We start from the raw sequence: 25,716 nt of genomic DNA on the forward strand, positions 1-25,716 counted from the left end.
TATAACAGTATGTACCGTTTCCGGTGCGGGGAAAAACCAGTGAAAAACGGCCGGACTGTCGCTCAGGCGGCAGTCCGGCCGTTCAGATCGACCAGCGGGTGGCGTCAGACCACGGCAGCGATCGCGCGGCAGACGTAGTCGATGTTCTTGCTGTTGAGCGCCGCCACGCACATGCGGCCGGTGTCGGTGCCGTACACGCCGAACTCGCTGCGCAGGCGCACCATCTGGTCCTTGCTCAGGCCCGAGTAGCTGAACATGCCGATCTGGGTGGTGATGAAGGACATGTCCTGCTGCACGCCGGCGGCCTTCAGGCCGTCGACCAGCTTCTGGCGCATGGCCTTGATGCGCACCCGCATCTCGCCCAGCTCGGTCTCCCACTGGGCGCGCAGCTCGGGGTTGTTCAGCACGGCAGCGACCACGGCGCCGCCGTGGGTGGGCGGGTTGGAGTAGTTGGTGCGGATGACGATCTTGAGCTGGCTCAGCACGCGGTCGGCCTCTTCCTTGCTGGCGCACAGCACCGACAGGGCGCCCACGCGCTCGCCGTACAGGCTGAAGCTCTTGGAGAACGAGGTGGAGACGAAGAAGTCCAGGCCGGCGGCCACGAACTTGGCGATCACGGCGCCGTCTTCGGCGATGCCGTGGCCGAAGCCCTGGTAGGCCATGTCCAGGAACGGGGTCAGGCCACGGGCCTTGACGGCGGCGATCACCTGGTCCCACTGGGCCGGGGTGATGTCGTAGCCGGTGGGGTTGTGGCAGCAGGCGTGCAGCACGACGATGGTGCCCGGTGCGGCCGCGTTCAGGCTGGCCAGCATGCCGTCGAAGTTGACGCCGCGCTTGTCGGCGTCGTAGTAGGCGTAGGTGCCCACGTTGAAGCCGGCGTTGGTGAACAGGGCGCGGTGGTTCTCCCAGCTCGGATCGCTGATCAGCACGGTGGCGTTAGGGCTCAGGCGCTTGAGGAAGTCGGCGCCGATCTTCAAGCCGCCGGTGCCGCCGATGGCCTGCACCGTGGCCACACGGCCACTCTTCACCGGCTCGCTGTCGGCGCCGAAGACCAGGCCCTTGACGGCCGCGTCGTACGCGGCAATGCCGTCGATGGGCAGGTAGCCTCGGGCGGTGGGCTTGTCCATCAGGGCCTTTTCGGCAGCCTGCACGCACTGCAGCAGGGGCAGCTTGCCGTTGTCGTCGAAATACACGCCCACGCCCAGGTTGACCTTGTTCGGGTTGGTGTCGGCAGCGAATTGCTCGTTCAGACCCAGGATCGGGTCGCGCGGGGCCATTTCAACGGCGGTGAAGAGAGACATGGAACGTCCTTGGGGTGGAATGTGGGGGGCCTGCGGCTCATCGGCCGGGCAACCTAGAATTTTAGCCTTCCCGCTCCCCTGACTGCCGACCCCATGAACCCTGCCGACATGCCCCCCATCGAGACCTGTGACGTGCTGGTGGCCGGCGCCGGCGTGGTGGGGCTGGCCGTGGCGCGTGCGCTGGCGCTGCAGGGCCGGGAGGTGATGGTGCTCGAGCGCGAGGCCACCATCGGCACCGGCACCAGCTCGCGCAACAGCGAGGTCATCCATGCCGGCATCTATTACCCGGCCGGGTCGCTCAAGGCGCGGCTGTGCGTGCAGGGCAAGCAGATGCTGTATGCCTACTGCGCCGAGCGCGGTGTGGCGTTCCGGCGCTGCGGCAAGCTGATCGTGGCCAACACGCCTTCCCAGCTCGCCGCGCTGCCCGCCATCGTTGAACGGGCCCGGGCCAACGGTGTGGACGATCTGGTGCTGCTTGACCGCGATCAGGCCCGCGCCCTGGAGCCCGCCCTGGAATGCCTGGGCGCGGTGCATTCGCCGTCCACCGGCATCGTCGACAGCCACGGGCTGATGCTCGCCCTGCAGGGCGATCTGGAGCACGCCGGCGGGCTGGTGGCCTGCCACAGCAGCGTGGCCAGCGTGAGGGTGCGGCCCGAGGGCCTGCTCGTCACCACCGAGGACGGCACCCGGCTGCTCGCCCGCGCGCTGGTCAATGCCGCCGGTCTGCACGCCTGCGATCTGGCCCGTTGCATCGACGGTCTGGACCCGCGCCATGTGCCCATCCCGCACTACGCCAAGGGCAACTACTTCACGCTGGCCGGTCGGGCGCCGTTCCAGCACCTCATCTACCCGGCGCCCGAGCCGGACAAGCACCTGGCCGGGCTGGGGGTGCACCTCACGCTCGACCTGGGTGGCCAGGCCAAGTTCGGACCCGACGTGCAGTGGGTGGCGCGTGCGGACGATCTGCAGGTCGATCCCGCCCGGGGCGACGCCTTCTATGCCGAGGTGCGTCGCTACTGGCCGGGCCTGGCCGATGGCAGTCTGCAGCCGGGTTACGCCGGCATGCGTCCCAAGATCAGCGGGCCCGACGAGCCGGCGGCCGACTTCGTATTGCAGGGCCCGGCGGTGCACGGCGTGCCGGGGCTGGTGAACCTGTTCGGCATCGAATCGCCCGGCCTCACCAGCAGCCTGGCCATCGGCCAGGCCGTGGCGGCCCTGCTCGCCTGAGGGACGGGCCTCAGCGCCGCAGGGCGGCCAGGGCCTCGGCGGCCTCCCGCACCAGCGCCGGCCCCCGGTAGATCAGGCCGGTGTAGATCTGGACCACGTCGGCCCCGGCCTCGACCTTGCTCACCGCATCGGCCGCGCTCATCACGCCGCCCACACCGATGATGGGGAAGCGCTGGCCCAGGGCCTGCCGCAGCTGCCGGATCACCCGGTTGCTGGCCTGCAGCACCGGCGCACCCGAAAGGCCACCGGCTTCCTCGGCATGGGGCAGGCCCGCCACCGCTTCGCGGCTGAGGGTGGTGTTGGTGGCAATGACGCCCAGGGCCTGGGTGGGCTCGCCCTGGCCGTCGCAGCCGTGGCGGCGCAGGGTGGCGGCAATCACGCCGATCTGTGCGTCGTCCAGGTCGGGCGCGATCTTGATGAACACCGGGATGCGCCGCTGGTGCCGGGCGGCCAGCTGTTCGCGGCGCTCCATCACGGCGCCGATCAGTGCGTCCAGGGCTTCGTCGGACTGCAGGCTGCGCAGGTTCTTCGTGTTCGGGCTGGAGATGTTCACCGTCACGTAGTCGGCGTGCGGGTAGACGCCGTCGAGGCAGGTGAGGTAGTCGTCGGTGGCCCGTTCGATCGGCGTGGCCGCGTTCTTGCCGATGTTCAGACCCAGCAGCATGGGCATGCCGGCATGCTGGCCCCGGCGGCGGAAACGGGCCTGCTGCACATTGCGCAGGAAGGCCTCCAGCCCCTCGTTGTTGAAGCCCAGCCGGTTGATCAGGGCCTGCCGCGCCGGCAGCCGGAACATGCGCGGCCTGGGGTTGCCGGCCTGCCCCAGGGGCGTGACCGTACCCACCTCCACGAACCCGAAGCCCATGGCGGCCAGGCCGTCGATGCAGCGGGCGTTCTTGTCCAGTCCGGCGGCCAGACCGACCCGGTTGGGAAAGCTCAGTCCGGCCACGGTGATGGCGTCGTCCACCCGGCGCTCGCTGTACAGGCAGGTCAGCGGGGAATGCTGCAGCCGGGCGATCGCCCCGAGCGTGAGGTCATGGGCCTGCTCCGGGTCCATGCCGAACAGGAAGGGGCGCGCCGCGCCGTAGGGGAGGAGTGACATCGGATAATCCGCCGGTTCAGACAACCTCCGATTCTCTCAAATGACCCAAGACGAACTCAAAGCCCTGGTGGGCCAGGCCGCCCTGCACTATGTCGAACCCGGCCAGATCGTCGGTGTGGGCACCGGGTCGACGGTCAACAAGTTCATCGAGGCGCTCGCCACCATCAAGGACCGGGTGCCGGGTGCGGTGTCGAGCTCGGAGGCCTCCACCGCGCGCCTGCAGGCACTCGGCATCCCGGTGATCGCCGCTCAGGACGCGGGCGAGCTGTCGGTGTACATCGACGGCGCCGACGAGATCGACGGCCAGGGCCATATGGTCAAAGGCGGCGGTGCGGCGCTGACGCGCGAGAAGATCGTGGCGGCCCAGTCGCGCCGCTTCGTGTGCATTGCCGACGAGTCCAAGCTGGTGGCCACCCTCGGGGCTTTCCCGCTGCCGGTGGAGGTGATCCCGATGGCCGCGGCCCACATCGCGCGCCGCTTCGGGGCCCTGGGCGGCACGGCCCGCCTGCGTCTGAAGGACGGTGCGCCGCTGGTCACCGACAACGGTCAGCACATTCTGGACGTGACCGGTCTGAAGATCTCCGATCCCCTGGCTTTCGAAAGCCTGGTGAACCAGTGGCCCGGTGTGGTGACGGTGGGCGTGTTCGCCCACCAGAAGGCCCAGGTCTGTCTGCTGGGAACGGCCCAGGGCGTGCGGACACTGACCTTCTGAGCCGCCGGCCCGGTGGCCGGTGACGTCAGAAGCGGATGCCGGACGGCGGCTGTACCGGGATCTCGGCCGGGCGGCTGGTGGTGGCCGGGCCCTGGCTGGCCTGCGGCGGTGCCGCCTGCGTGGCAGCCGCCGGAACCGCCGACTGCACCGCCACCAGCGGTTCCGGTTGCGGACGGCGGTAGTTGGCGGGCAGCTGCGATTGTTTGGGGTAGCCGGCAGCGTCCAGGTACTGGCCCCACTGCACGTCGGAGTAGCCCTTGATCTGCTGGCTGCCGATGGTCAGCACCGGCACCGTGGGTTCGCCGGCCAGCCGGGTGAGGGCCGCAGCGTCCTCGGGGGTGGTCACCGTGCGTTCCACATAGGGGATGCCGCGCGAATTGAGCAGATTGCGCCCGCTGTTGCAGGGCGAACAGTCCTTGCCGGTGTAGAGCGTGACCGGAAACTGACCGGCCACGCGGCGCAGCTCGAAGGGCAGTGCCGCATTGCCACCGGCCGGTGCGGCACCGGTTGACCCACCCGAGGCACCTGCTACCGGCTTGGCCTGTGCCGCCGGCGGGGGCTGGTCGGAGAAGGTGACCTTGCCGTCTGGTCCGACGATGCGGTAGACGCCCTGGGCGGCTGCCAGCCCGCACAGCAGGCTGCCCATCGTGACCGCTGCCAGCGCAGCGCCGGCGCGGATGTATGCTGCATGTTTCATGCGTTCTCCCTGAAATCCGTTCCGGCCGCCCGGGTGTCAGGCGGCCATGCCCTGGTGCTTGAGCAGCGCGTCGATCCGGGGCTCCCGGCCCCGGAAGGCCTTGAAGGACTCGATGGCCGGACGGCTGCCGCCGGCTTCCAGGACCGCCTCACGGTAGCGCCGTCCGGTCTCGGCGTCCACCGTTCCGCGACCGCTGCGCGCTGCCGCCTCCTCGAACGCCGCATAGGCATCGGCCGAGAGCACCTCGGCCCATTTGTAGCTGTAGTAGCCCGCCGAGTAGCCGCCGGCAAAGATGTGGCTGAACGTGTGCGGCGTGCGGCTGTACGCGGGCGCCTGCATCACGGCAACCTCGGCCCGCACCTGGTGGAGCAGGGCCATCACCGCATCGCCGCTGGCCGGCGCCGTTGCCTGGCTGTGCAGCAGCATGTCGAACAGCGCGAACTCCACCTGACGCAGGGTCTGGAGGCCGCTCTGGAAATTCTTGGCAGCGAGCATCTTGTCGAACAGGTCACGCGGAAGGCTTTCCCCGGTATCGACATGCGAGGTCATGTGCTTGAGCACATCCCATTCCCAGCAGAAGTTCTCCATGAACTGGCTGGGCAGTTCCACCGCATCCCACTCGACACCGCTGATGCCCGAGACGTCGCGCTCGTTCACCTGGGTGAGCATGTGGTGCAGGCCGTGGCCGAACTCGTGGAACAGGGTGATCACGTCGTCGTGGGTGAGCAGCGCAGGCTTGCCACCGACGCCTTCGGCAAAGTTGCACACCAGGTGCGCCACCGGGGTCTGCAGCTGGCCGGTGTCCGGCCGCAGCCAGCGGGCGCGCACGTCGTCCATCCAGGCGCCGCCGCGCTTGCCGGTACGGGCACCGGGGTCCAGATAGAACTGGCCCACCAGCTGACCCTGACGCTCGATGCGGAAGAACTCGACGCCCGGGTGCCACACCGGGGCACGGTCGGGCCGGATGGCCACTTCGAAGAGCGTCTCCACGATCTGGAACAGGCCGGTCAGCACCTTGGGCGCGGTGAAGTAGGTCTTGACCTCCTGCTCGCTGAAGGCGTAGCGGGCTTCCTTCAGGCGCTCGCCGATGTAGGGCCAGTCCCAGGGTTGCGGATCGGCGATGCCCAGCGAATCCCGGGCGAAGGTCCGCATGTCGGCCAGATCCTGCTCGGCGTAGGGGCGTGCGCGGCGGGCCAGATCGCGCAGGAAATCGATGACCTGTTCGGGCGACCGGGCCATCTTGGGCACCAGCGACACGTCGGCATGGTGGCGGTGACCCAGCAGCCGCGCCTCTTCCTGCCGCAGGGCCAGGAGTTCGGTCATGACGGCGGTGTTGTCGAACCGCGTTGCGTCGCCCTGGGCCTGATCGCTGGCGCGGGTGACGTAGGCGCGGTAGAGCTGCTCGCGCACATCGCTGCGGCGGGCGAACTGCATCACCGGCAGGTAGACCGGCATCTTCAGCGTGAGCTTGTGCCCATCCTTTCCGTCGGCCTGTGCGGCAGCAGCGGTGGCCTGCAGCACGTCGTCGGGCAGGCCGTCCAGGTCGGCGGTGGGCAGGTACAGCGCTAAGGCGTCGGTGGCGTCCAGGGCGTTCTCGCTGAACTTCTGGGCCAGCTCGGCCTGCCGCTCCTGGATGGCGGCGAAGCGTGTCTTGGCCTCGCCCTCCAGTTCGGCGCCGCCCAGCACGAAGCCCTGCAGTGCGTTGTGGCGGGCGCGGGTCTGCTCGGGGGTGAGGCGCGCGGGGTCCATGGCCTTGTACTTGGCATACAGGCGCTCGTCCGACCCCAGGCGGGTGCCGAACTCGGTGACCCGGGGCAGGCTCTCGTTGTAGGCCGCCCGCAGGGCGGGGGTGTCGGCCACGCTGTTGAGGTGGCTCACCGCCCCCCACGCCCGGTACAGCCGCTCGGTGGCCACGTCCAGCGTGGCGGAGATGGCCTTCCAGTCGGCCGGGAAGTCGGGAGCGGTGACCGTCTCCAGGGCTTCACTGGACCGGGCCAGCAACACATCCATGGCCGGGCCGACATGCTCGGGTCGTATCGCGTCGAACAGCGGCAGATCGCCACAGTCGAGCAGGGGGTTTCCGGGCGTCGAGGCGCCGGCGGCAAGGGGTTCGGTGCGATCGTTCATGGACTCTCAGATGGGCTGTCGGGCGTCAAGTTCAAGCGACCTCACCGGGGCGTCACCCCTGGGTCTTCTTCACGCTCTTCTTGCGGACCTTGGCCCGCTTGATCTGGCCGCCCGGGGTCAGACGCTGGTTGCCCAGCACCCGCACGACCTTGACTTCGGGACGCTGGCCACCGCGCTTGCTGAATTTCAGCACTTTCACGTCTTTCGGGCCCGGCATGCGGTCTTCCTCGACCGGTCTGGCCTTTTCGGCGACCGGTCGCCAGAGCACCAGCAGCTTGCCGATGTGCTGGATGGGGGCGGCGTCGAGCTCGTCGGCCAGCGTGGCCAGCATGGCCTCGCGCGCCACCCGGTCGTCGTTGAGGACCCGGATCTTGATGAGGCCGTGGGCCTTGAGGGCGGCGTCGGTTTCCTTGCGGACGGCGGCGGTCAGTCCGTCGTTGCCGATGTGGACCACGGGGTCGAGGTGATGGGCGTCGGACCGGTGGGCCTTGCGCTGCGCGGGGGTGAGCTGGATCTGGGGCATGGGACAATTATCGTTTACCACGCCGTTGCGCGATCCCCATGGGCATCAAAGTCAAAACCCAGAGCAAGAAGGTCAACAAGGCCTGGCTCAACCAGCACGTCAATGACCCCTACGTCAAGCTGGCCGGCAAGGAGGGCTACCGTGCGCGCGCGGCCTACAAGCTCAAGGAGATCGACGAGCAGTTCGGCCTGATCCGCCCCGGGCAGGTGGTGGTGGACCTGGGCAGCGCTCCGGGCGCCTGGAGCCAGTACCTGCGCCGCCGCCTCAGTCCGAACGGTGCGGCGGTGGGCGAACTGCAGGGCACCATCCTGGCACTGGACCTGCTGCCCATGGAAGCGGTGGAAGGCGTCCACTTCATTCAGGGCGACTTCCGGGAGCCCGAGGTCCTGCAGGCGCTGGAGTCGGCCCTGGGCGAGCGGGGCGTGAACAAGGTGGACGTGGTGGTGTCGGACATGGCCCCCAACCTCTCGGGCATCGGCGACACCGATGCCGCCCGCATTGCCGACCTGATCGAGCTGGCGGTGGACTTTTCCCGGCACTGGCTGCGCCCCGAGGGGGCGCTGGTGGTCAAGCTGTTCCATGGCGGCGCCTACGAGCCCATGGTGGCCCTTTTCCGGCAGACATTCCGGGTGGTCAAGCCGGTCAAGCCCAAGGCCAGCCGGGACAAATCGTCGGAAACCTTTCTGGTGGGCATCGGTCTCAAGGCGGGCTGAGGGGCCGGGGCGAAAAAAAACTAACCCCATGATTGACAAAGCCTCAGGGTCGGTGGCAGGCACGCTGCCTTGAAACACCTAGAATGAGACACATATGTGATACCCGGGCCTTCCGGTCCAACAGGAGCTGCCTTTGAACAACCAGTGGTTCTCGAAAATCGCCGTGTGGATGGTCATCGCCATGGTGCTTTTCACCGTTTTCAAGCAGTTCGACAGTCGCAGCACCGCCGGCGCGGGCTACATGGGCTACTCCGAATTCCTTGACGAGGTGAAGGCCCAGCGCATCAAGAGCGCCACCATCCAGGAAGGCAACGGCGGCACCGAGATCGTCGCCATCACCCAGGATGACCGTCGCGTGCGCACCACGGCCACCTACCTGGACCGCGGTCTGGTGGGCGACCTGATCAACAACAACGTCAAGTTCGACGTGCGGCCGCGCGAAGAAGGCTCGCTGCTCATGACCCTGCTGGTCAGCTGGGGCCCCATGCTGCTGCTGATCGGCGTGTGGATCTACTTCATGCGCCAGATGCAGGGCGGCGGCAAGGGCGGCGCCTTCAGCTTCGGCAAGAGCAAGGCGCGCATGCTCGACGAGAACAACAACCAGGTCACCTTCGCCGACGTCGCGGGCTGCGATGAGGCCAAGGAAGAGGTCAAGGAAGTCGTGGACTTCCTCAAGGATCCGCAGAAATTCCAGAAGCTGGGCGGTCGTATTCCGCGCGGCCTGCTGCTGGTCGGCCCGCCAGGCACCGGCAAGACCCTGCTCGCCAAGGGCATTGCCGGCGAGGCCAAGGTGCCTTTCTTCAGCATCTCGGGTTCCGACTTCGTCGAAATGTTCGTCGGCGTGGGCGCGGCCCGCGTGCGCGACATGTTCGAGAACGCCAAGAAGAACGCGCCCTGCATCATCTTCATCGACGAGATCGATGCGGTCGGTCGGCAGCGTGGCGCCGGCCTGGGCGGTGGCAACGACGAGCGCGAGCAGACCCTCAACCAGATGCTGGTCGAGATGGACGGTTTCGAGACCAACCTGGGTGTGATCGTGGTGGCCGCCACCAACCGCCCTGACATCCTGGACGCCGCCCTGCTGCGCCCGGGCCGTTTCGACCGTCAGGTGTACGTGACGCTGCCCGACATCCGCGGCCGCGAACAGATCCTCAACGTCCACATGCGCAAGGTGCCGCTGGGCACCGACGTCAACGCCTCCATCATTGCCCGGGGCACGCCCGGCATGAGCGGTGCCGACCTGGCCAACCTGTGCAACGAGGCCGCCCTCATGGCCGCCCGACGCAACGCCCGCGTGGTGGAGATGCAGGACTTCGAGAAGGCCAAGGACAAGATCTTCATGGGCCCCGAGCGCAAGAGCATGGTGATGCCCGAGGAGGAGCGCCGCAACACGGCCTACCACGAGTCCGGCCACGCGCTGATCGGCAAACTGCTGCCCAAGTGCGACCCGGTGCACAAGGTCACCATCATCCCGCGTGGCCGTGCGCTGGGTGTGACCATGAGCCTGCCCTCGCAGGACCGCTACAGCTACGACAAGGAATACATGCTGAACCAGATCAGCATGCTGTTCGGTGGCCGCATCGCCGAAGAAGTCTTCATGAACCAGATGACCACGGGTGCCAGCAACGACTTCGAGCGCGCCACCACCATCGCCCGCGACATGGTCATGCGCTACGGCATGACCGACGCCCTGGGCCCCATGGTGTACGCCGAGAACGAGGGCGAGGTGTTCCTGGGCCGTTCGGTCACCAAGACCACCAACATGAGCGAGCAGACCATGCAGAAGGTGGATGCCGAGGTGCGCCGCATCATCGACACCCAGTACAAGCTGGCCCGCGACCTCATCGAGGAGCATTCCGACAAGATGCACGCCATGGCCAAGGCCCTGCTGGAGTGGGAAACCATCGATGCCGAGCAGATCGACGACATCATGGCCGGCAAGCCGCCCCGTCCGCCCAAGGACTGGACGCCGCGCAACCCCTCGGTGGGTGGCGGCGACGGCGGCACCCCGGCGGTGTCGACCGACCCTTCGCCCACGGCCGCCTGATCGGGCCGACGGCACACCAGACACGGGGCTTCGGCCCCGTTTTCTTTTTTCTCGCGCCAGACCCATGAACCGCTGGATCACCGCCCGTTTCGACATCGACCTCACGCGCCCCCGCGTGATGGGCATCGTCAACGTCACGCCCGATTCGTTCTCGGACGGAGGCCGCCATGCCGGCACCGCCGCCGCGCTGGCGCACTGCGAGCAGCTGCTGGCCGAGGGCGCCGACATCCTGGACATCGGCGGGGAATCCACCCGCCCCGGCAGCCCGGCGGTGGCGCTGGACGAGGAGCTGGCCCGGGTGCTCCCGGTGGTGGAGGGTGCCGTAAAGCTCGGTGTGCCGGTGTCGGTGGACACCTACAAGCCCGAGGTGATGCGGGCGGTGCTGGACTTGGGCGCCGACATCGTCAACGACATCTGGGCGCTGCGCCGAGGCGACGCGCTGCAGGTGGTGGCCAGCCACCCCAGGGCCGGCGTGTGCCTGATGCACATGCACCGCGATCCGCAGACCATGCAGACGGCCCCGATGCAGGGCGACGTGGTGACCGCCGTGGCCGGCTTTCTGCGGCAGCGCGCCGACGCCCTGGAGGTGCTGGGTGTGGAGCGCGAGCGCATCGTGCTGGACCCTGGCGTGGGTTTCGGCAAGACGGTGGAGCAGAACTTCAGCCTCATCGAAGGTCAGCGGCCTTTGTGTGAGGCCGGTTTCGCGGTGCTGGCGGGCTGGTCGCGCAAATCGTCCCTGGGCGCGGTCACCGGGCAGGAGGTTCCAGCCGACCGGGTGGCCGCCAGTGTGGCGGCCGCCGTGCTGGCGGTGGACCGGGGCGCGCGGGTGGTCCGGGTGCACGATGTGCGCGCCACGGTGGATGCCTTGCAGGTCTGGCGGGCCGCGATAATGCGCGGCTGACCCCAGAACAACGAGGAGATCGCCCCATGGCACGCACCTATTTCGGCACCGACGGCATTCGAGGCACGGTGGGGCAGGCGCCCATCACGCCCGACTTCGTGCTGCGGCTGGCCCATGCCGTGGGCCGCGTGCTGCGCCGCACCGAAAAGCACCCGACGGTCCTGATCGGCAAGGACACCCGCATTTCCGGCTACATGCTGGAGGCCGCGCTCGAATCCGGCTTCAACTCGGCCGGTGTGGACGTGGTGCTGCTGGGTCCGGTGCCCACGCCGGCAGTGGCCTACCTGACCCGCGCCCAGCGGGCCAGCCTGGGCGTGGTGATTTCCGCCAGCCACAACCCGTTTGCCGACAACGGCATCAAGTTCTTCAGCGCGCAGGGAACCAAGCTGCCCGACGCCTGGGAGATGGATGTGGAAGCCGCCTTGCAGGAGCCCCCGGTGTGGGTGGCCGCGGCCGAGCTGGGCAAGTCGCGCCGGCTGGACGATGCCGCCGGCCGCTACATCGAGTTCTGCAAGAGCACCGTGCCCAACAGCCTGAGCCTCAAGGGCCTGAAGATCGTGGTGGACGGGGCGCACGGCGCGGCGTACCACATCGCTCCGGCGGTGTTCCACGAGCTCGGCGCCGAGGTGGTGAAGATCGGCTGCAGCCCGGACGGTCTGAACATCAATGCGGGTGTGGGTGCCACCCATCCCGAGGCCATGGTGGCGGCGGTCCGCCAGCACAACGCGGACTACGGCGTGGCCCTGGACGGCGACGCCGACCGGCTGCAGATGGTCGATCGTGAAGGCAGGCTCTTCAATGGCGACGAGCTGCTCTACCTGATGACCGCCGACCGCATCGCCCGCGATGAAGACGTGCCGGGCGTGGTGGGCACGCTCATGACCAACATGGCGGTGGAAGTGGCCCTCAAGGCCCGCGGCGTGAAGTTCGTGCGCGCCAAGGTGGGCGACCGCTATGTGCTGGAAGAGCTGGAGCGCCAGGGCTGGATCCTGGGCGGCGAAGGCTCGGGCCACCTGCTGGTGCTGGACCGTCACACCACCGGCGACGGCCTGGTCTCGGCGCTGCAGGTGCTGCATGCGTGTGTGGACAGCGGCCGCACCATGGCCGAGCTGCTGAGCGAGGTGACGCTGTTCCCCCAGACCCTGATCAATGTGCGGCTGCAGCCCGGCCAGGACTGGAAATCCAGCCAGCGCCTGCAGGACGAAACCGCTGCCGTGGAGGCCGAGCTGGGCGACGCCGGCCGCGTGCTGATCCGTGCCAGCGGCACCGAGCCGCTGCTGCGCGTGATGGTGGAGGCCCGCGACGCGGCCCAGGCCCGCGCCTGCGCCGAGCGTCTGGTGGCGGCCGTGCAGTCGGGGGGCTGATCCATGGCCGAACTGACGGTCCGCCTGGCCGACTACGCCAGCCCCTCGGACGCGCGTGCGGTGGTCGATCTGCTCGATGCCTATGCCCGCGATCCGGCCGGCGGCGGCGAGCCGCTCAGCGCCTACGCCCGCGAGCATCTGGTGGCCGAGCTGGCCGCACGCCCGCAGGCCTTCAGCATCCTGGCCTTCGACGGCGATCAGGCGGTGGGTCTGGTCAACTGCATCGAAGGCTTCTCCACCTTCCAATGCAAGCCCCTGGTGAACGTGCACGACGTGGCCGTGCTCGCCAGCCACCGGGGCCGCGGCGTGGCCGCGCAGATGCTGCGCGCGGCCGAGGCGGTGGCGGTGCAGCGGGGCGCGGTCAAGATGACGCTGGAGGTGCTGTCCGGCAATGCGCCGGCGCTGGCGTTGTACCGGCGCCTGGGCTATGCCGGCTACCAGCTGGATCCGGCCATGGGCACGGCCGGGTTCATGCAGAAGTGGATAGACCCCGCTCAGTAGAGCAGGAAGGGACGGCGCGTCTCCCGCCAGGCCGCTTCGTCGGGGCCTGCGGCGGCATCGAGCACCTCGGGCGGGGCGTGCACATCGTCCACCCACTCGCGCAGCAGCGGTCCGCCGTTGATGAGGTCGATGGCCAGCCGGTCGTGTTCGTATTCGTACGGAAAGTCGCGCCACAGCGGGTAGTCCGGCCGCTGCAGCCGGATGGCGCGGAAGGCCAGGGCCTGCAGCCGCCACGGCCGGAAGGCGGCATGGTCGTAGTGGGTCGGGTCCTCCACATGGATCTGCACACCCGCGCACAGCTGGCCTGCGTGCTTGTGGAACGTGGGCTCGAACCAGCAGGGCCGCAGCACGCAGCCTTGCAGCCAGTGCGGTGCGATGCGGCGCATGTCGGCCAGCAGGCGGGTGGTGTCGATGTCGGGTGCGCCGAACAGCTCCAGCGGGCGGGTGGTGCCGCGCCCCTCGCTCAGCGTGGTGCCCTCCAGCATCACGGTGCCGGCATAGGCCCGCGCCATGGAGAGGTTGGGGGCGTTCGGGCTGGGGTTGACCCAGCTGCGGTCGCCCAGGGGCCAGCCGAAGCCGGGGGCCGCATCGGGCTGCCAGCCGGTCATGGATATGACCCGGTACTCCAGCTCCAGGCCCAGTTGCGCGATGAACCAGTGGCCCAGCTCGCCCATGGTCATGCCGTGCCGCATGGGCATGGGCCCGGCACCCACGAAGCTCTCCCAGCCTGCTTGCAGCAGGGTGCCTTCCACCGGCCGGCCGGCCGGGTTGGGCCGGTCCAGCACCCACACCGACTTGCCGTGGCGCGCCGCGGCCTCCAGCACATAACGCAGGGTGGTGATGAAGGTGTAGATGCGGCAGCCCAGGTCCTGCAGGTCCACCAGCAGCACATCGAAGCTGTCCATCATGGCGTCGGTGGGGCGGCGCACCTCGCCGTACAGGCTGAACACCGCAATGCCCAGGCGAGGGTCGGTGAAGTCGGGCGACTCGACCATGTTGTCCTGCTTGTCGCCGCGCAGGCCATGCTGCGGGCCGAAGGCGGCACTCAGCCGGAGCTCGGGCAGGGCGGCCAGCGCGTCCAGGCTGTGGGTGAGGTCGCGGGTGACCGAGGCCGGATGGGCCAGCAGGGCCACACGGCGGCCGTGCAAGGGCCGGCGCAGTTCGGGTTCGTCCAGCAGGCGTTCGATGCCGAATCGCAGGGGGGCAGGAGACATGGGATCGGTTTTCATTCGGCCGGCCAGTGCAGCACATGGCCGGCGGGGTGGTGGAAATCGGGACGGTCGGCGGGATGGTGCAGCGCCCAGTAGCTGAGCTGCCCGTCGGCAGTCTCGATCACGGCGCTCAGGCCGATGCGCCAGCCGATGCCGTCCTCCAGGGCCCGCCCGGCATCGGGCAGTTCGATCTGTGCGGTCAGCTGGGCGCCGTCCACCAGCGGCTGGAAGCGCAGCAGCGGCGCGGTGGTGGCCTCGTCCTGCTCGGCTCTGCGGCGTTCAGCGGCAAAGCGGTAGCAGGCCCACTGACCCGACGGCGACCAGTTGAACTCGGTGTAGCCGGGCGATCCGTCGTCGCGGCGCACGAAGGCCTCGAAGCAGGTGTGCTGCCACAGACCATCGGCGGGCCCGGGCGGTTGCGCCGGCGGCCATGCGATGTGCGCCGGATCGGCCCGCAGCCGCCACACCAGGGTCAGCACGGTGCCGCTGCGTTGCAGGCCGACCTGCACGGCCACCGGCCGGGCCGGCGGGCAGGCGGGGTGGCAGGTCAGCTCAAGCGGGGTCATGGCCGCCATTCTGGCAGCAGCGGCCGGTCGGTCCGGTGGGCTTCGGCAGCGCACCGTCACATGAACGTCATGTGACTGCCACGAGAGGGTCATCCGGCCCCCACAGACTGCCGGCATGCCACAGACCCACAGCCCTGTCCCGGAGGACGCCATGAAGGAACTGCCCACCCCCACGCTCGACCTGTCGCCAGCCGCCTGGCCCCGGGGGTCGCTTCATCCCCGCCCGCTGGCAGCAGCTGCAGGCGCGGTGGCCGGGATCGAGGTGGCCTGGGCGCGGCATCTGGACGAAGTTCGTGAAGCGCAGCGCCTGAGGCACCAGGTGTTCGCCCAGGAAATGGGCGCCCGCCTGCCGGCCACCGTGCCGGGACACGACATCGACCTGTTCGACGACTACTGCGAACACCTGCTGGTGCGCGACGCCGCCAGCCGCGCTGTCATCGGCACCTACCGGGTGCTCACCCCGGCCCAGGCGCGCCGCGTGGGCAGCACCTACAGCGACACCGAGTTCGATCTCACCCGGCTGCGCAGCGTGCGTGAACGCATGGTGGAACTGGGCCGCAGCTGCGTGCACCCGGACCACCGCCACGGCGGCGTGATCATGGCCCTGTGGGGCGCGCTGGCCGGCTTCATGGTCAGCAACCAGCTGGACATGATGATCGGCTGCGCCAGCATCCCCATGCACCACGAAGGCCCGCACGGCCGGGTGGGTGGCGGTCATGCGGCCGCCAGCATCTGGCGACAGGTCAGCCAGACCCACCTGGCCCCGATCGATTTCCATGTGCGCCCCCGCCTGCCGCTGCCGGTGGAGCAGCTCGACGACACCCTGCCCGTGGAGCCGCCGGCCCTGATCAAGGGCTATCTGCGCCTGGGTGCCAAGGTGCTGGGCCCGCCGGCCTGGGACCCGGACTTCAACGCCGCCGACCTGCCCATGTTCATGCGCATCGCCGATCTGCCGCCGCGGTACCGGCGGCACTTCCTGGGAGCCTGAGGCCTTGCGTGTCCTCATCGTCACCGACATCTGGCAGACCCACGACCATGGCGTGGGTCATCTGCTGGTGGAGCTCACCCGGGAGCTGCAGCAGATCGGCCATTCGGTGACGGTGGTGCAGCCGGGTGCCTTCGCCTGCTGGCCCCTGGGCAGCGCTGCGCCACGCTGGGTGGCCTGGCCCGGTGACCGTCTGCGCCGGCTGATGGACGAAGCACGTCCGGACGCGGTGCACATCGCCACCCAGGGCCCGCTGGGCTGGGCGGCACGGCGCCACTGCCTGCGCCGCCGCTGGCCGTTCTCCAGCGCCTCTCATGTCGACACGGCCGGCTGGCTGGCCGCGCACCGCGTGATGCCCCTGGGCTGGGCCGATGCGCTGCTGCGGCGTTTTCACCAGCCGAGCAGTGCGGTGCTGGTCAGCAGCCCGGCGCTGCTGCACCGGCTGCGGACGCTCGCCTGGGACCGCCTGCACGACTGGTCCATCGGGGTGGACACCCGGCTGTTCCGCCTGGCCGATCCACCACTGGCCGACCGGGCCCTGGGCCCCCTGGCCCGCCCGGTCAGCCTGTATGTGGGACCGGTCGCCCACGAGCGTGAGGTGGAGGCCTTCCTCGATCTCGATGTGCCCGGCAGCAAGCTGGTCTGCGGTGACGGTCCGCAGGCGCTATCGCTGCGCCAGCGTCACCCCAATGTGCACTGGCTGGGTGTGCTGCCCCGCCACGATCTGGCCCGCATCTACCAGGCCGCCGATGTGCTGGTCTATCCGGGACGGCAGGACGGTGCCGGGCGCGTGGTGCTCGAAGCCATGGCCTGCGGCACCCCGGTGGCAGCACGTCCTGTGGACGGGCCGCTGCAGCGGGTGGCCGACCGGGGCGGTGCACTCGATGACGATCTGCTGGCCGCCTGGCATGCCGCGTTGCGCCAGCCACGCCATCAGGTGCACGCCCATGCACAGGCCTTCAGTTGGTCCCGTGCGGCGGCCGAATTCGTGCAGCGGCTGCCTGCCATACCGGCGCATCGCCGCGGCCGGTCCGTGCAGCCTGCCCTGCACAGCATGGTCTCCCGATGAAATAATGAACCCGACAACCTCGGCGCCCGAGTCCGACGCAGCGCCGCCATCCCCCAGGCCCATGAGCACCCCTTCCCCGAGCCACCGGCATTCCCTTCTCGACCGCGACCACAGCATCCTTGCCTTCAACGAGCGTGTGATGGACTGGGCCCGCCGCCCCGATGTGCCGCTGCTGGAACGGCTGCGTTACCTCAGCATCGTCTCCAGCAACCTCGACGAGTTCTTCGAGGTGCGGGTGGCGCCGCACATCACGGCCGCCAAGGCCAACGAGCAGCGTGGCCTCTACACCGCACAGACCTACGAGCGGCTGTCCGACAAGGTGCACCAGCTGGTGGCCCAGCAGTACGCCATCTACAACGATGAACTGCTGCCGCTGCTCGAGAAGAAGGGCATCAAGCTGGTGTCGCACGGAGAGCGCACCGCCTCGCAGCGGCGCTGGGTCAAGGACTTCTTCGTCAGCGAAGTGCAGCCGCTGCTGATGCCGGTGGGCCTGGACCCGGCCCACCCGTTCCCTCAGGTGGCCAACAAGTCGCTCAACTTCATCGTGCGGCTGACCGGCAAGGACGCCTTCGGCCGCGAGAACGAGATCGCCATCGTCAAGGTGCCCCGCATCCTGCCGCGCTTCGTGCGCATGCCGCAGGCCAAGGGCTCGCGCCAGGCGCTGTTCGTGTCCATCTCCAGCCTGATCCGCTCCCACCTGGGCGATCTGTTCCCGGGCCGGCAGGTGACCGAGTTCTCGCAGTTCCGCGTCACCCGGCACTCCGACCTGGCGGTGGACGAGGAAGAGGTCAAGAACCTGCGCACGGCGCTGCGCAAGGGCCTTCAGCAACGCCACTATGGTCAGGCGCTGCGGCTGGAGGTGTCGGCCGGCTGCTCGGAGTTCCTCTCCAGCTTCCTGCTGGAGCAGTTCGGCCTGCCCGACATCGCGCTGTACCGGGTGCCCGGGCCGGTCAACCTGGTGCGTCTGAACCAGCTCATCGACAAGGTGGATGCGCCCGCCCTGCGGTTCGAGACCTACAACGCCGGCTGGCCGGTGCAGCTCACCCCGGGCCAGTCGTACTTCGAGCGGCTGCAGCACGGTGATGTGCTGATCCACCAGCCCTACGAGAGCTTCGACGCGGTGCTGGGTTTCCTGCGCGAGGCGGTGCAGGACCCGGACGTCCTGGCCATCAAGCAGACGATCTACCGCACCGGCGCCAAGTCCGAACTGATGGAACTGCTGCGCGAGGCGGTCCGCCGGGGCAAGGAAGTCACGGCCGTGGTGGAGCTCAAGGCCCGCTTCGACGAAGAGGCCAACATCAACTACGCCGAACGGCTGGAGTCGGTGGGTGCCCAGGTGGTGTACGGCGTGGTGGGTCTGAAGACCCACGCCAAGATGCTGCTGGTCACCCGGCGCGAGGAGGGCGGTCTGCGTCGCTACGCACACATCTCGACCGGCAACTACAACCCCGGTACCGCCAGGCTCTACACCGACCTGAGCTACCTCACCGCCGATCCCCAGCTCACCGCCGACCTGGACCAGATCTTCCTGCACCTGGCCAGCCAGAACCGCCTGCCCAGGATGAACAAGGCGCTCATGGCGCCGTTTCACCTGCACAAGGCCCTGCTCGAGAAGGTGGAGGCCGCCGGGGCGGCGGCAGCGGCCGGCAAGTCGGCCAGCATCGTGCTCAAGATGAATGCGCTCACCGACGAGCCCATGGCCCGGGCGCTGGCCCACGCCTCGCAGCAGGGCGTGAAGATCGACCTGATCGTGCGGGGTGCCTGCGTGCTGCCGGCCCAGGTGCCGGGCTTCACCGACAACGTGCGGGTGCGCTCGGTCATCGGCCGGCTGCTGGAGCATTCGCGGGTCTTCCAGTTCCGCATCGACGGTCAGGAAGAGGTGTGGCTGTCCAGCGCCGACTGGATGAACCGCAACATGCTGCGCCGCATCGAGCTGGCCTGGCCGGTGACCGACCCGGTGCTGCGCAACCGCATCGTCGACGAATGCCTGCTGGCCTACCTGCACGACACCCGCGACGCCTGGCTGCTGCAGCCCGACGGTACCTACGTGCCCGCTGCGCAGGCCGGAGGCAGCCGGCGCAGCCGTGCGGTGCTGCATTCGGCGCAGTCCAGCCTCATGGCGCTGTACGGCACCAAGGGCTGAGGCGGGAGCCGCACATGGACCTGATCCTGTGGCGCCATGCCGAGGCGCACGAGCATCCCGATCCGCTGGAGGGCCTGCCGGGTGACGAGGCCGATCTGGCCCGGCGCCTCACCCCGCGCGGCGAGAAGCAGGCAGCGCGCATGGCCAACTGGCTGGACCGGCAATTGCCGGAGGGCACCCGCATCTGGTGCAGCCCGGCCGCGCGCTGCGAGCAGACGGTGATGGCGCTGGGGCGCAAGTACCGCACCAGCCCGACCATCCTGCCCGATGCGTCTTCGGGTGCCCTGCTGGACCTGGTGAACTGGCCGGACGGCAAGTCGCCGGTGCTGGTGGTCGGGCATCAGCCCACGCTGGGCTGGGTGATCAGCCAGACGGTGGGCATGCAGCGCGACGAGTGCGCGGTCAAGAAGGGCGCCGTGTGGTGGCTGCGCCACCGCGAGCGCGCCGGGGAGCACCAGACGGTGATTCTGGCGGTGCAGACGCCGGAGCTGCTTTGACGGCAGGCTTGCGGGCCGCGGGTTTCGTGGCAACGGCTTTCTTGGGTGCAGCCTTCCTGGCGGCCGCTTTCCTGGCCGGCGCCGGCTTCGGTACCGGTGTCGACGCCGGTTCCGCCTGAGGGCGTCCCGGCTTGAGCGTCGGCACCGCGGCCACGGCGGCCTTGAACGCCGCATCGCTCATGCCCACCAGGGCCATCAGCCCGGCGCGCAGCAACTCGCTCTTCTTCACCGACGTGCCCAGCGCGATGGCGCGTGTCTTGAGCTCGTCGATGGCGGCGTATTCGGTCTTGGGGATGGTGAAGCTGTCGCGCACCAGCTTGGGTTTGCGCGGAGCCGACTTGGATTCGGACATGGGGCCTCCCGGGAGAAGTCGCAAGCGACGGAAGGCAACAGTGTAAATCGTATAAACGATTAAAAGAAGGCGTCAGCGGATGTCGGCGGTGAACTTCCAGGCCGTCTTCTGCCAGGCCAGCACCTCTTCGCTGAGCAGCCAGGCCGACTGCGGGTAACGCCGGGCCCATCCGGGCTGGGTGGTGAGGCGGAAGGCGCCGGCCTTGTAGCTCAGGCGCACCGCCGAATGCTCCGGCATCTGGCGGGCATGGCACAGCATGACCGCCAGCCGCAGGCACAGCAGCTGCTTGGCAAACAGCTCGTCCTGCAGGGCCTCTTCAAGCTTGCGCAGCTTGCCGCGCTGGCCCAGCACCAGCAGGCTCATGCGGTGCAGTTCCGGAATCGAGAAGCCGGGGGCGTCCACATGGTCGAGCACGTAGGCGCCGTGGTGGTGGGCCCTGTCGTGCGAGATGTGGGTGCCGATCTCGTGCAGTCGCGCGGCCCAGGCCAGCTTCTGCGAATACCGCTGGTTCTGGTCGTCCTGGGCCGCCACCTGCGCGAACAGGGCCATGGCCACCTCGCCCACGCGGTCGGCCTGCGCGGTGTCGATCGAGAAGCGCTGGGTCAGCCAGTTGACGGTGCGTTCGCGCACATCGCCGCCGTCGGTGTCGCGGTCGATCAGGTCGTACAGCGCGCCGTGACGCAGTGCGCCCTGCGCAGGCAGCATCTGCTGGATGTCGAACAGGTCGAAGATGGCCCGCAGCACCGCCACGCCCCCGGCTATCACCGGTCGCCGATCGTCCTTCAGGCCGTCGAGCTTCAGGGCGTCGACATGGCCGGCACGGATCATCCGGTCGGTGAGCCAGTCGAGCCCGCTGCGGGTGACCAGGCCGGTGGCCCAGCCGTTGGCGCCCAGCATCTCGGCCACGGCGCTCACCGTGCCGGAAGACCCGTAGGCGATGTTCCATTCGGTCGGCGGGAAGGTGTCGAGGGCCTCGTCGAGCACCGCCTTGGCCGCCACCTCGGCGGTCTTGAAGGCGGCGGCGGTGACCAGACCCCGCTCGAAGTAGCGCCCCGACCAGGCCACGCTGCCCAGGCGGTACGACTCCATGGCTTGGGCGGTGTAGCCCTGTCCCAGGATCATTTCGGTGGAGCGCCCGCCGATGTCGACCACCAGGCGCTTCTCGTCCGAGTGCGGCAGCAGGCGGGACACACCCTGGTAGATCAGTCGCGCCTCTTCGTGGCCGGACACGACCTCGATGGCGAATCCCAGGATGGCCTGGGCGTGGCGGAGGAATTCCTCGCGGTTGCGCGCCTCGCGCAGTGTCTGGGTGGCCACGGCCCGCACCTGCTGCTTCCGGAACCCGTGCAGGCGCTCGGCGAACCGGGCCAGACATTCCCAGCCGCGCTGCATGGCGGCCTGGCTGAGCACCTTGTCGTCGTCCAGACCGCTGCCCTGGCGGACGGTTTCCTTGAGGTACTCGATCCGCTCGATGTGCCCCGAGTGGTACCGGCCGATTTCCAGCCGGAAGCTGTTGGAGCCGAGGTCGATGGCGGCGAGGAGGGTTCCGTTTTGCATTGCGGGATGGGCGGCCGGGGTCGGGCCGGTGCTGCGGGGTAGGGCAGTGGGTGCAGCCCGAGGGCGGGCGCGAGCCCGGATTGTGACGCATGCCGGCCGGGCTGCCGGCCCGTGTGACAGCGGGTTTCGTGTCACGTCAATGTCACAAACCGACCCTATTGTTCCGCCTGTCCCCCAACACCTACCGCAAGGACCCTTCCATGAACACCAAACGTACCCTCCTGAAGTCCGTGGCCGCCGCCGCTCTGGCCACCCTCGCGCTGGGTTCGGCCCATGCCGCCGACATCACCGGCGCCGGCGCCACGTTCCCGTTCCCGATCTACGCCAAGTGGGCCGAGATGTACAAGGCCCAGACCGGTGTCGGTCTGAACTACCAGTCCATCGGTTCCTCGGGCGGCATCCGCCAGATCCGTGCCAAGACGGTGGCCTTCGGTGCCACCGACGCCCCGGTGTCGGGTGCTGATCTGGACAAGGACGGCATGGTGCAGTTCCCCGCCATCATCGGCGGCACGGTGCCGGTCTTCAACCTGGACGGCTTCAAGCAGGGCGAAGTCCGCATCACCGGTCCGGTGCTGGCCGAGATGTTCATGGGCAAGATCACCAACTGGAACGATCCCAAGATCGCTGCCCTGAACCCGGGCAAGACTTTCCCCAGCCAGTCCATCACGGTGGTGCACCGCGCCGACGGTTCCGGCACCACCTTCAACTGGACCGACTACCTGAGCGTGGTCAGCAAGGAGTGGGCCGACACCGTGGGCAAGGGCGCCGCCGTCAAGTGGCCGGCCCCGACCTCGGTGGGCGGTCGTGGCAACGAAGGCGTGGCCGCCAACGTGACCCGCACCCGCGGCTCCATCGGCTACGTGGAATACGCCTACGCCAAGAAGAACAACATCCCCTACATGCAGCTGCAGAACGCCGACGGCAACTTCGTGTCGCCGGACGACAAGACCTTCGCCGCTGCTGCTGCCGGCGTGGACTGGTTCAGCGTGCCGGGCATGGGCGTGTCCATGGTCAATGCCAAGGGCAAGGATGCCTGGCCGGTGAGCACCGCCTCGTTCATCCTCATGTACAAGGACCCGGCCGACAAGGCGCAGTCGGCCGAAGTGCTGAAGTTCTTCGACTGGTCGTTCAAGAACGGCAAGCAGGCCGCCCTGGATCTGGACTACGTGCCGATGCCCGACGCCGTGACCGCCCAGATCCGCCAGCGCGTCTGGTCCCAGATCGCCAAGTAAGCACCGGTTTCTCCGGTCCAGTCCTGCCCGCCGGCCGAGCCAGATCGGTCGGCGGGTTTGCGGTTTACAGTCTGTGATTACGACCCGGAGGGGGTCATGAATACCAACACCACCACAGCAGACAGCCCTATGGCCAGCCCCATCATTTCCGCCAGCAGTCGCCAGGACGAGCGCGACACCGAACAGATGCAGGCGATCGCCCGCCGCCAGCGCCTTCAGGATGCGCTTTTTCACCGGCTGACCCAGGCCTTTTCGTTGCTGGTGCTGGTGGCCCTGGTGGGCATCATCGCCTCGCTGTTCTACAACGCGTGGCCCACCTTCCAGAAGTTCGGCGTGGCCTTCCTGTGGACGGTGGAGTGGGACATCGTCAACGAGGAGTTCGGTGCGGCGATCGCCATCGTCGGCACCCTGCTGAGCGCCGGCATCGCGATGCTGATCGCGGTGCCGCTGGCCTTCGGCATTGCGCTGTTCCTGACCGAGACCTGCCCGGTGTGGCTGCGTCGCCCGCTGGGGACCGCCATCGAGCTGCTGGCGGCGGTGCCTTCCATCATCTACGGCATGTTCGGCCTGTTCGTGTTCGCGCCCATTTTTGCCGACTACATGCAGATGCCGCTGCAGACGCTGCTGGGCGGCATGCCGCTGGTGGGCTGGCTGTTCGGCGGTGCCACCAACGGCCTGGGCATCATGGCCGCCGGCGTGATCCTGGCCTTCATGATCCTGCCCTTCATCGCCGCCGTGATGCGCGACGTGTTCGAGATCACCCCGCCCATCCTGCGCGAATCCGCCTACGGTCTGGGCTGCACCACCTGGGAGGTGGTGCGCAAGGTGGTGCTGCCGTACACCCAGAAGGGCGTCATCGGCGGCATCATGCTCGGGCTCGGACGCGCCCTGGGCGAGACCATGGCGGTGACCTTCGTCATCGGCAACGCCAACCGCATGCCCGGCACGCTGTTCTCGCCCGGCACCTCCATCGCGTCGGTGCTGGCCAACGAGTTCGGCGAAGCCGCCGAGCTCCACTTCAACACCCTGTTCGCACTGGGCTTCCTGCTGTTCTGCATCACCTTCGTGGTGCTGGCAGCGGCCAAGTGGATGATCATCCGCGCCGAAAAGGCCAAGGGCTTTTGACCCGCCCCGCAGGATTCCCCATGCAAATCAACGCCTCCCTCTACGCCCGCCGCCGCCGCGCCAACTGGATCGGCCTGACGCTGTCCATGTCGGCCATGGCCCTGGGCCTGTTCGTGCTGCTCTGGATCCTGTGGGTGCTGTTCTCCAACGGCATCGCCGGTCTGGACAGCAACATCTTCACCGCCGACACGCCCGCCCCCGGCTCCGAGGGCGGAGGCCTGCGCAACGCGCTGCTGGGCAGCCTGATGATCGTCGGCCTGTCGGTGCTGGTGTCCACCCCGGTGGGCGTCCTGGCCGGCGTGTACCTGGCCGAATACGGCGACACCAGCAAGACGGCCGAGGTCACCCGTTTCGTCACCGACATCATGCTGTCGGCACCGTCCATCGTGCTGGGCCTGTTCGTGTACGCCATCGCCGTGGCCACCGTGGGCAATTTCTCGGGTTACGCCGGCAGCCTGGCGCTGTCGCTGATCGCCATTCCGGTGGTGGTGCGCACCACCGAGAACATGCTGCGCCTGGTGCCCGGCAGCCTGCGGGAAGCCGCCTTTGCCCTGGGCGCGCCGCGCTGGAAGGTCGCCACCATGGTCACGCTGCGTGCGGCCAAGAGCGGCGTCATCACCGGCCTGCTGCTGGCCGTGGCCCGCATCAGCGGCGAGACCGCGCCCCTGCTGTTCACGGCGCTCAACAACCAGTTCTTCAGCACCGACATGGGCGCTCCCATGGCCAACCTGCCGGTGGTGATCTTCCAGTTCGCGCTCAGCCCCTACGACAACTGGATCCGGCTGGCCTGGAGCGGCGCACTGATCATCACCCTCACCGTGCTGGTGCTCAACATCCTCGCCCGCGTGGTGTTCCGCGAGAAGGTCAAGGGCTGAGTCCCGCCATCCGCATCACCTGCCGACACGAACCCATTCCCAAGGAAACACGACATGTCCGACACCGCCATGGTCATCAACCGCGAGAACCTGGCCCGTCCGGCCGCCTCGGGCGAGCCGGTGCGCAACGCCATCGAGGTGCGCAACCTGAACTTCTTCTACGGCAAGTTCCAGGGCCTCAAGGACATCAACCTGGACATCCAGGAAAAGCGCGTCACCGCCTTCATCGGCCCGTCGGGCTGCGGCAAGTCCACCCTTCTGCGCACGCTCAACCGCATGTACAGCCTGTACCCGGGCCAGCGTGCCGAAGGCAGCATCAACTTCTACGGCGAGAACATCCTCGACCCCAAGCAGGACATCAACCTGCTGCGCGCCCGCATCGGCATGGTGTTCCAGAAGCCCACGCCGTTCCCGATGTCCATCTACGACAACATCGCCTTCGGCGTGAAGCTCTACGAGAACCTCTCGCGCAGCGACATGGACGAGCGCGTCGAATGGGCCCTGACCAAGGCCGCCCTGTGGAAAGAGGTCAAGGACAAGCTGGGCCAGAGCGGTCTGTCGCTCTCCGGCGGGCAGCAGCAGCGCCTGTGCATCGCCCGCAGCGTGGCGGTCAAGCCCTCGGTGCTGCTGCTCGACGAGCCCACTTCGGCACTCGACCCCATCTCCACCGGCAAGGTCGAGGAGCTGGTGCATGAGCTCAAGCAGGACTACACCATCGCCATCGTGACGCACAACATGCAGCAGGCCGCCCGCTGCAGCGACTACACCGCCTACATGTACCTGGGCGAGCTGGTCGAATTCGGCTCCACCGAGCAGATCTTCTTCAAGCCGGCCAAGTCGGCCACCGAGGACTACATCACCGGCCGCTTCGGCTGATCCGGCGCCCACCACA

24 protein-coding genes are annotated in these 25,716 nt (G+C 68.4%); 15 read left to right on the top strand and 9 right to left on the bottom strand.

The window, feature by feature from the left end:
• Positions 1-104: 104 nt before the first annotated feature.
• The gene (locus tag CAP38_RS07985; protein WP_086120697.1) at positions 105-1,301 is read right to left on the bottom strand and encodes an amino acid aminotransferase; all 1,197 of its coding nucleotides are present in this window, start codon (positions 1,299-1,301) and stop codon (positions 105-107) included.
• 93 nt (positions 1,302-1,394) lie between these two features.
• Between CAP38_RS07985 and CAP38_RS07990 the strand changes: the two genes are divergently transcribed.
• Positions 1,395-2,528, top strand: coding sequence for an NAD(P)/FAD-dependent oxidoreductase (locus CAP38_RS07990; protein WP_256924360.1), 1,134 nt, complete (start codon positions 1,395-1,397; stop codon positions 2,526-2,528).
• Between the two features lie 10 nt (positions 2,529-2,538).
• Here the strand turns inward: CAP38_RS07990 and CAP38_RS07995 are convergent, their stop codons facing one another.
• On the bottom strand, positions 2,539-3,627 hold the full coding sequence (locus tag CAP38_RS07995; RefSeq protein ID WP_086120699.1) for a quinone-dependent dihydroorotate dehydrogenase: 1,089 nt from the start codon (positions 3,625-3,627) through the stop codon (positions 2,539-2,541).
• Positions 3,628-3,667: 40 nt separating this feature from the next.
• On the opposite strand from CAP38_RS07995, the gene rpiA reads away from it, so the two are divergent.
• Positions 3,668-4,339 carry a ribose-5-phosphate isomerase RpiA gene (gene rpiA, locus CAP38_RS08000; RefSeq protein WP_086120701.1) on the top strand — a complete coding sequence of 224 codons (672 nt, stop codon included), beginning with the start codon at positions 3,668-3,670 and terminating at the stop codon, positions 4,337-4,339.
• A 25-nt stretch (positions 4,340-4,364) separates the two neighbouring features.
• Here the strand turns inward: rpiA and CAP38_RS08005 are convergent, their stop codons facing one another.
• The 3 genes from CAP38_RS08005 to CAP38_RS08015 are packed head-to-tail and all read right to left on the bottom strand — an operon-like array spanning position 4,365 to position 7,686.
• On the bottom strand, positions 4,365-5,036 hold the full coding sequence (locus tag CAP38_RS08005; RefSeq protein WP_086120703.1) for a glutaredoxin family protein: 672 nt from the start codon (positions 5,034-5,036) through the stop codon (positions 4,365-4,367).
• Positions 5,037-5,072: 36 nt separating this feature from the next.
• On the bottom strand, positions 5,073-7,163 hold the full coding sequence (locus CAP38_RS08010; protein WP_086120705.1) for a M3 family metallopeptidase: 2,091 nt from the start codon (positions 7,161-7,163) through the stop codon (positions 5,073-5,075).
• A gap of 52 nt (positions 7,164-7,215) precedes the next feature.
• Positions 7,216-7,686, bottom strand: a complete 471-nt coding sequence (locus CAP38_RS08015; protein ID WP_086120707.1) for a YhbY family RNA-binding protein — start codon at positions 7,684-7,686, stop codon at positions 7,216-7,218.
• Between the two features lie 44 nt (positions 7,687-7,730).
• On the opposite strand from CAP38_RS08015, the gene CAP38_RS08020 reads away from it, so the two are divergent.
• The 5 genes from CAP38_RS08020 to CAP38_RS08040 all read left to right on the top strand — a co-directional run bounded on the left by CAP38_RS08020 (position 7,731) and on the right by CAP38_RS08040 (position 13,212).
• Entirely contained in the window at positions 7,731-8,399 is a 669-nt protein-coding gene (locus CAP38_RS08020; RefSeq protein ID WP_086121106.1) for an RlmE family RNA methyltransferase, read from the top strand.
• 133 nt (positions 8,400-8,532) lie between these two features.
• Entirely contained in the window at positions 8,533-10,446 is a 1,914-nt protein-coding gene (gene ftsH / locus CAP38_RS08025) for an ATP-dependent zinc metalloprotease FtsH (RefSeq protein ID WP_086120710.1), read from the top strand.
• A 64-nt stretch (positions 10,447-10,510) separates the two neighbouring features.
• Positions 10,511-11,347, top strand: a complete 837-nt coding sequence (folP, locus tag CAP38_RS08030; RefSeq protein ID WP_086120712.1) for a dihydropteroate synthase — start codon at positions 10,511-10,513, stop codon at positions 11,345-11,347.
• 26 nt (positions 11,348-11,373) lie between these two features.
• Positions 11,374-12,711: a phosphoglucosamine mutase gene (gene glmM, locus CAP38_RS08035; RefSeq protein WP_086120714.1), complete on the top strand. Its 1,338-nt coding sequence runs from the start codon at positions 11,374-11,376 to the stop codon at positions 12,709-12,711.
• 3 nt (positions 12,712-12,714) lie between these two features.
• Entirely contained in the window at positions 12,715-13,212 is a 498-nt protein-coding gene (locus CAP38_RS08040) for a GNAT family N-acetyltransferase (RefSeq protein ID WP_086120715.1), read from the top strand.
• On the opposite strand, the gene CAP38_RS08045 is transcribed toward CAP38_RS08040, so the two are convergent.
• Positions 13,206-14,426, bottom strand: coding sequence for an exo-beta-N-acetylmuramidase NamZ domain-containing protein (locus CAP38_RS08045; protein WP_086121107.1), 1,221 nt, complete (start codon positions 14,424-14,426; stop codon positions 13,206-13,208). The two genes, CAP38_RS08040 and CAP38_RS08045, sit on opposite strands and share 7 nt — an antisense overlap.
• Before the next feature lie 11 nt (positions 14,427-14,437).
• Positions 14,438-14,989 (bottom strand): DOMON-like domain-containing protein, encoded by a 552-nt coding sequence (locus tag CAP38_RS08050; RefSeq protein ID WP_143435780.1) that lies wholly within the window; start codon positions 14,987-14,989, stop codon positions 14,438-14,440.
• Positions 14,990-15,140: 151 nt separating this feature from the next.
• Between CAP38_RS08050 and CAP38_RS08055 the strand changes: the two genes are divergently transcribed.
• From CAP38_RS08055 to CAP38_RS08070, 4 genes are all read left to right on the top strand, one after another.
• Positions 15,141-15,977, top strand: coding sequence for a GNAT family N-acetyltransferase (locus CAP38_RS08055; RefSeq protein WP_086120719.1), 837 nt, complete (start codon positions 15,141-15,143; stop codon positions 15,975-15,977).
• Between the two features lie 4 nt (positions 15,978-15,981).
• Positions 15,982-17,043, top strand: a complete 1,062-nt coding sequence (locus CAP38_RS08060) for a glycosyltransferase (protein ID WP_086120721.1) — start codon at positions 15,982-15,984, stop codon at positions 17,041-17,043.
• Between the two features lie 61 nt (positions 17,044-17,104).
• Positions 17,105-19,186, top strand: a complete 2,082-nt coding sequence (ppk1, locus tag CAP38_RS08065) for a polyphosphate kinase 1 (RefSeq protein ID WP_143435781.1) — start codon at positions 17,105-17,107, stop codon at positions 19,184-19,186.
• Between the two features lie 14 nt (positions 19,187-19,200).
• Entirely contained in the window at positions 19,201-19,683 is a 483-nt protein-coding gene (locus CAP38_RS08070) for a histidine phosphatase family protein (protein ID WP_086120725.1), read from the top strand.
• Here the strand turns inward: CAP38_RS08070 and CAP38_RS15190 are convergent.
• Together CAP38_RS15190 and CAP38_RS08080 are read right to left on the bottom strand one after the other, a co-directional pair.
• On the bottom strand, positions 19,589-20,035 hold the full coding sequence (locus tag CAP38_RS15190; RefSeq protein ID WP_143435782.1) for a hypothetical protein: 447 nt from the start codon (positions 20,033-20,035) through the stop codon (positions 19,589-19,591). The two genes, CAP38_RS08070 and CAP38_RS15190, sit on opposite strands and share 95 nt — an antisense overlap.
• A gap of 72 nt (positions 20,036-20,107) precedes the next feature.
• Complete coding sequence (locus tag CAP38_RS08080; RefSeq protein WP_086120729.1) at positions 20,108-21,592, bottom strand: Ppx/GppA phosphatase family protein; 1,485 nt, start codon at positions 21,590-21,592, stop codon at positions 20,108-20,110.
• A 200-nt stretch (positions 21,593-21,792) separates the two neighbouring features.
• On the opposite strand from CAP38_RS08080, the gene pstS reads away from it, so the two are divergent.
• The 4 genes from pstS to pstB all read left to right on the top strand — a co-directional run bounded on the left by pstS (position 21,793) and on the right by pstB (position 25,700).
• On the top strand, positions 21,793-22,824 hold the full coding sequence (pstS, locus tag CAP38_RS08085) for a phosphate ABC transporter substrate-binding protein PstS (protein WP_086121108.1): 1,032 nt from the start codon (positions 21,793-21,795) through the stop codon (positions 22,822-22,824).
• A gap of 129 nt (positions 22,825-22,953) precedes the next feature.
• Entirely contained in the window at positions 22,954-23,949 is a 996-nt protein-coding gene (pstC, locus tag CAP38_RS08090) for a phosphate ABC transporter permease subunit PstC (RefSeq protein WP_086120731.1), read from the top strand.
• A gap of 20 nt (positions 23,950-23,969) precedes the next feature.
• Entirely contained in the window at positions 23,970-24,824 is an 855-nt protein-coding gene (gene pstA, locus CAP38_RS08095) for a phosphate ABC transporter permease PstA (RefSeq protein ID WP_086120735.1), read from the top strand.
• 69 nt (positions 24,825-24,893) lie between these two features.
• Positions 24,894-25,700 carry a phosphate ABC transporter ATP-binding protein PstB gene (pstB, locus tag CAP38_RS08100; RefSeq protein ID WP_086121109.1) on the top strand — a complete coding sequence of 269 codons (807 nt, stop codon included), beginning with the start codon at positions 24,894-24,896 and terminating at the stop codon, positions 25,698-25,700.
• Positions 25,701-25,716: the final 16 nt, after the last annotated feature.

Origin of the sequence: Hydrogenophaga sp. IBVHS2, assembly GCF_002127215.1 — a bacterium.
Taxonomy (GTDB): domain Bacteria; phylum Pseudomonadota; class Gammaproteobacteria; order Burkholderiales; family Burkholderiaceae_C; genus Hydrogenophaga.